General features: G+C 71.8%; 9 protein-coding genes. 4 read left to right on the top strand and 5 right to left on the bottom strand.

The window, feature by feature from the left end; all coding sequences use genetic code 11:
* Both DEIPI_RS30305 and DEIPI_RS0110985 read right to left on the bottom strand, forming a co-directional pair.
* Window positions 1-555, bottom strand: a 555-nt coding sequence (locus tag DEIPI_RS30305; protein WP_157463610.1) for a LacI family DNA-binding transcriptional regulator, incomplete at its 3' end; no start/stop codon positions are given.
* A gap of 254 nt (window positions 556-809) precedes the next feature.
* The gene (locus DEIPI_RS0110985; RefSeq protein ID WP_027481811.1) at window positions 810-2,003 is read right to left on the bottom strand and encodes a M20 family metallopeptidase; all 1,194 of its coding nucleotides are present in this window, start codon (window positions 2,001-2,003) and stop codon (window positions 810-812) included.
* 102 nt (window positions 2,004-2,105) lie between these two features.
* Here DEIPI_RS0110985 and DEIPI_RS0110980 point away from each other — a divergent pair, with 102 nt between their 5' ends.
* The gene (locus DEIPI_RS0110980) at window positions 2,106-2,294 is read left to right on the top strand and encodes a hypothetical protein (RefSeq protein ID WP_027481810.1); all 189 of its coding nucleotides are present in this window, start codon (window positions 2,106-2,108) and stop codon (window positions 2,292-2,294) included.
* A gap of 30 nt (window positions 2,295-2,324) precedes the next feature.
* Complete coding sequence (locus DEIPI_RS0110975; RefSeq protein WP_027481809.1) at window positions 2,325-2,609, top strand: Lrp/AsnC family transcriptional regulator; 285 nt, start codon at window positions 2,325-2,327, stop codon at window positions 2,607-2,609.
* Between the two features lie 20 nt (window positions 2,610-2,629).
* Here DEIPI_RS0110975 and DEIPI_RS0110970 read toward each other — a convergent pair whose 3' ends face one another.
* Window positions 2,630-3,184 carry an HD domain-containing protein gene (locus tag DEIPI_RS0110970; protein WP_027481808.1) on the bottom strand — a complete coding sequence of 185 codons (555 nt, stop codon included), beginning with the start codon at window positions 3,182-3,184 and terminating at the stop codon, window positions 2,630-2,632.
* An 80-nt stretch (window positions 3,185-3,264) separates the two neighbouring features.
* On the opposite strand from DEIPI_RS0110970, the gene DEIPI_RS0110965 reads away from it, so the two are divergent.
* Complete coding sequence (locus DEIPI_RS0110965) at window positions 3,265-3,507, top strand: hypothetical protein (protein WP_027481807.1); 243 nt, start codon at window positions 3,265-3,267, stop codon at window positions 3,505-3,507.
* Window positions 3,504-3,908 (top strand): hypothetical protein, encoded by a 405-nt coding sequence (locus tag DEIPI_RS0110960; protein WP_027481806.1) that lies wholly within the window; start codon window positions 3,504-3,506, stop codon window positions 3,906-3,908. Before DEIPI_RS0110965 ends, DEIPI_RS0110960 begins: the two co-directional genes overlap by 4 nt.
* A gap of 2 nt (window positions 3,909-3,910) precedes the next feature.
* On the opposite strand, the gene DEIPI_RS0110955 is transcribed toward DEIPI_RS0110960, so the two are convergent.
* A complete protein-coding gene (locus DEIPI_RS0110955) occupies window positions 3,911-4,333 on the bottom strand; it encodes a disulfide oxidoreductase (protein ID WP_027481805.1) in 423 nt (140 codons plus the stop codon).
* Window positions 4,330-4,983 (bottom strand): DsbA family protein, encoded by a 654-nt coding sequence (locus DEIPI_RS0110950; protein ID WP_027481804.1) that lies wholly within the window; start codon window positions 4,981-4,983, stop codon window positions 4,330-4,332. The genes DEIPI_RS0110955 and DEIPI_RS0110950 overlap by 4 nt, the downstream gene beginning before the upstream one ends.
* Window positions 4,984-5,136: the final 153 nt, after the last annotated feature.

Genomic DNA, 5,136 nt, shown 5'->3' with positions numbered 1-5,136 from the left:
GTCGCGCGCGACCTGGCTGTCGCCCTGGCCGAGGAACACGAGGTCGCGGTGCCCGAGCTCCACGAGGTGCCGCGCGGCGAGCGCGGCGCCTCCGAGGTCGTCGGGCGCCACCCAGGGCCAGTCGGGCTGGTGCCCGATCAGGACGGTGGGGACCCTGCGTTCGCGCAGGACGGGCAGGCGGGCGTCCTCGTCGCGGACGTGCATGATCAGGACGGCGCTCGGGAGGCGCTGGGCCTCGGCGAGATGGTCGTGCTCGGAGATCTCGCGCAGGGTGAGGCCGAGCGGGCCGGTCTCGCGTTCGAGCGCCCTTCTGAACAGCACGTGGTACGGCGAGAGGAGCGGATCGCCGGGGGCGGGCGACAGGCCGAGGGTCCGTCCGGTCCGCCACGAGAGGTGACGGGCGGCCGGGTCGGGCTGGTAGCCGAGGCGGTCCATGATGTCGAGGACGCGTTCGCGCGTGACGGGCGCGACGGCGTGGTGGCCGTTGATGACGCGGCTCACCGTTCCCTTCGACACTCCCGACGCGGTGGCGATGTCCTTGATGGTGGGTTTCATGACTCCTCGGCTTTCTGGGTGGGTGGGACCGCCGGGAAGGCGGCCGTGGAACCGGTCACGGACCGGCGAAGGACGCCGTTTCGGGCCTCCCGCCTGCGTTCGTGTAATCGGTTACATCGATTCAACACCTGGCCTCCGGGACTGTCAAGAGCGCGCCATACGAAACCCGACCCCCGATGGGGGGCCGAGTCTGGGTCAAGATCAGCTTCAGGAGAGTGCCCCTGAGTTCACAGGGAATGCTCACGGGAGTGGGTTCAGACGGGACGTGTGAGGCGCTCGGCCGCCTCGACCATCACCCTCACGCCGAGGTCGAGGGCGCGCTCGTCCACCATGAACTTCGGGTGGTGATGCGGCGCGGTGATCCCGAGCGCCTCGTTGCCCGCGCCCACGAAATAGAACGTGCCGGGCGCCTTCGTCTGGTACGCGCTGAAGTCCTCGCCGCCCATCGTGGGACGGCCCTCCGTGAGCGCGTCCGCCCCGAGGACGTCCGTCACGACCTCCCGCATGACCGCCGTGACCTCCGGATCGTTGTGCACGGCGCGGTAGCCCATCTGGTAACGCAGCTCGTACGTGGCGCCGTGCGCGTCGCACACGCCCCGCACGACGCGCTCCATCAGTTCCGGCACGCGGGCGCGCAGCTCAGGATCGAAGGAACGAACCGTCCCCCCGAGCGTCGCCGTCTCCGGGATGACGTTGTCGGCGGTGCCCGCGTGGAACTGCGTCACGGACACCACCAGCGGCTCCAGCGGATCGCGGACGCGCGCCACGAGATGCTGCAGGTTCGTGACGATCTGCGCGCCCGTCGCGACGGGATCGACCGTCTGGTCCGGGTGGGCGGCGTGCCCGCCGCGCCCGCGCACCACGATCTCGAAGGTGTCGGGCGCCGCCATCGTCGGACCCGCGCGCACCGCGACCTTCCCGACGGGCAGCGTGGAGAACAGGTGCGCGCCCACCACGACGTCCACGCCCTCCATCACGCCCGCGTCCACGACCTCCTGCGCGCCGCCCGGGAAGAGCTCCTCGGCATGCTGGAAGACGAAGCGCACCTCACCTGTGAGTTCGCCCGCGCGGTCCGCGAGGAGCTTCGCCACGCCGAGCAGCATCGCCGTGTGACCGTCGTGCCCGCAGGCATGCATGACGCCCGGCACGCTCGACGCGAACTCCACGTCCGCCTCCTCGTGGATGGGCAGCGCGTCCATGTCGGCGCGCAGCATCAGGGTGCGGCCCTCCCCCGCCCCGCCCCTCAGGACGGCCAGGACGCTCAGCGGCGTGGGCCGCGTGACGGTCAGGCCCGGCATGGCGCGCAGCTGCGCCTCCACGTACGCGCTGGTCTCGTGCTCCTGGAAGGACAGCTCGGGGTGCTGGTGCAGGTGGCGGCGCCACGCGACGACCTGCGCGTGAACCTCGCTCGCCGCGCGCTCGGCGGCGTCAGGCTGGGTTGTGGTCATGCGGACAGCCTACGCTCCGAGGTGCGGGTCGACAAGCGCGAGCGCCACGTGAGAGGAGTCCCAAGGAACGCGTCCGGCCCGCACCCCGTAAGCAGGATCGAGATGTCGAAAAAGCAACTGCTCAAGATCGTCGTGAAGCTCGCCGTCAAGGAATACGCCCGCCGCAGGCTGCGCGGCACCAGCTTCGCCGCCGCCGGACGCCCCTACGGGTACGGCGAGCCGCCGAAGCGCGGCCTCAGGGGACGCGTCGCGCGTCTCGTCGCCCGCCGACTGGAGAAGTTCCTGCGCTGACCGCCACGCGCGGCGATGCACAATGAGCGTATGGTCACCGCCATCGTCCTCGTCAACGCCGAACGTGCCCGCATCCCCGAAACCGCGGCGGAACTCGCCCGCGTCACGCACGTCAAGGAGGTCTACAGCGTCACGGGCGACTGGGACATCGTCGCGGTCCTGCGCCTCCCCGACTACGACCACCTCGACGACGTCGTGACGGGCGAGCTCCGCCGCATCCAGGGCATCACCCGCACCTCCACGATGCTCGCCTTCCGCACGTACTCGCCCGACCTGCTCGACCAGGGCTTCGGCGTGGGACTGAGCGAGGAGTAGGCCCGCCGCCGCGCGGCCCGCTAGTTCTCCATCGCCTGCATCGCGGCGAGCACGTTCCCCATGTGCTCGTCGAGATCCACGCCCAGCTCGCGCGCGCCCTGCTCCACCTCGTCACGGTTCACGCCCGCCGCGAACGACCGCGTCCTGAAGCGCTTGCGGACGCTGGAGAGCTCCACCTGCCGCACGTCCCTGTCGGGCCGCACCAGCGCGGCGGCCTGCACGAGCCCCGTGAGCTCGTCCACCGCGAACAGCGTCCGCGCGAGGCGCGTCTCCCGGGGCACGCCCGAGTACTGCGCGTGCCCCAGGATCGCCGTGAGGACCTCCTCGGGCAGGTCCGTGTGCTCACGCAGGTACGCCACGCCCCAGAAGGGATGGCCCTCCGAGGTGCCCTCCACCCAGGGGTGGTGCTCGTAGTCGAAGTCGTGCAGGAGACCCGTCACGGCGTAGAGCTCCTCGTCCTCGCCCCAGTGACGCGCGTACCAGCGCATCGCGGCCTCCACGTTGAGCATGTGCCGCTGCAGGGAGGGACTCGGGGTGTGCTCCACCATCAGCGCGTACGCCTCGTCTCGGTTCATGCCCGCCATCCTAAAGCCTGACGGACCCGAGCGGCCCCTCGCTTTTGCCTGGGCCGTCCACGTGTCTCTACACTCATGGCATGACCCAAGTCACGACCGCGCCGGTCCTGACCGCCTCCACGCCCGCGCAGGCCCGGCTGCTGCTCGACCTGCGCTACTCCTCGCTGCTGCAGCGCCTCATGCGGGGCGAGGCGGGCGCCGCGGAGATCGCGCGGGACCTCGGCGTGCCGCTCGGCCGCGTCCACCACCAGGCTCGGACGGGTCGTCGCGGCGGGAGTGGCGCACGTGACGGGGCACGTGCGCGCGGGGTGGACGGCCCGTGAAGCGCTACGCCGCCGTCGCGGGCGCGTTCGAGGTGCCGTACGCCCTCACGGACGCCGCGACCCTCGCGGAGCTCGTGAACGCCCTGTACCTGCCCTTCGCGACGCGCGCGGTCGAGCGGCTCGCGGGCGACGCGACCCTGCGGGACGCGTCCTTCGTGACGCTGCGCCTCAACGCGCTCGGGGAGCTGGAGCTCAACCTCGGGCCGCGCCGCGAGGCGAGTGCCGGCCCCACAAAGGGCCGCTGGGGCGAGGTCCGCCTGTCCCGCGCCCGCGCGGAGGAGTTGCGGGCGCGGCTCGACGCGCTCGCGCGGGAGTTCGGCTCCACGGATGGGCCGGGCGAGGAGGCGGAGCCGTACCTGCTGGGACTGATGCTGGTGCGCGGCAGCCTCGACGGCACCTGAGCTCAGGCGCGCAGGGCCGCTGCGCGCGCCCGAAGAGGCGGCGCGAGCAGCGCGAGCAGCAGCGTGAACGCCGTGAGGCTCAGCACCGGGATCGTCACGAACCCCCACCACTCGATCCACTTCACCGTGCAGGGCACACCCACCGAGCAGGCCGCCGGGGCGCTCACCACGCCGCGCTCCTCCAGCACGTGGAAGAGCGCGACCAGCCAGCCGACGCCCGCGAGCGGCAGCGCGTAACGTCTCACGCTCAGGTCGCCCGAGTACGCCGCGATCCCCAGCAGCACCGCCAGCGGGTACATGCAGATCCGCTGGTACCAGCACAGCGTGCACGGCACGAAGTGCCGGACCTCGCTGAAGTACAGGCTGCCGAGCGTCGCGCCGAGCGCCACGAGCCACGCGAGGTACAGCCGGGCCGCCGCGTTCACTCCGACGCTCCCTCCACGGCCTGCCGGATCGCGTCGAAGGTCGCCGTGACCTTCGCGCCGTTCACGAGGACCGTCGGCGTGCCCGTCACCTCGTACTGCTTCACGAGCGCGAGGTCCGCGTCCACCGCCGCGGCCGTGGCGCTGTCGTCGATGCACGTCCGCAGCGCGCCCGTGTCGATGCCCTCGACGATGTTCGCGAGCTCCACGAGCCGATCGGGCGTGGCCCACTCGGTCGTCTCGGGACCCTGCGCGCGGTACACGAGGTCCTTGTAGGGCCAGAAGAGCTCCGCGTTCTGCCGCGCGACGCACTCCCCGGCGATCGCGGCGGTGCGGGAGTCCGGCCCGAGGAAGGGGAAGTTCACGAAGGTGTAGGTGGCGAGCCCCTTGTCGACGAGCTCGCTCCTGACCTGCGGGTAGACCTCGGCGTCGTAGCGCTGGCAGTTGGGGCACTTGAAGTCCTCGAACACGACGATCTGCGCCTTCGCGGACGTTCCGCCGAGGGTGGGCTGGCCCGTGACGTCCACTCGGCCCGTGCCTGCCTGCGCCCCCTGCGTGGAGCGGTACACGAAGTACCCGGCGACGGCGAGGACCAGCACCACCAGCGTGCCCACGACGAGCCCGCGACTCCCGGAAGGTCCGCCCGCCGTCACGCCCTCACCTCCCCGGAGGGAACGCGGCGGGGCGGGACGGCACGACGTGGGGTGAACGGGCGCTGGGTGGGTGACATGCGGTGACCTCCTGTGCTCCCATCATGCCGTGCCGGGCGCCCCGGGAGCCCGGGACCATCCGCCGCGGGCCCTCAG

The organism is Deinococcus pimensis DSM 21231, from assembly GCF_000519345.1.
GTDB classification, from domain to species: Bacteria; Deinococcota; Deinococci; order Deinococcales; family Deinococcaceae; genus Deinococcus_A; species Deinococcus_A pimensis.
The sequence above is the reverse complement of the archived record's forward strand: the minus strand, read 5'-3'. Positions and strand labels throughout refer to the sequence as shown.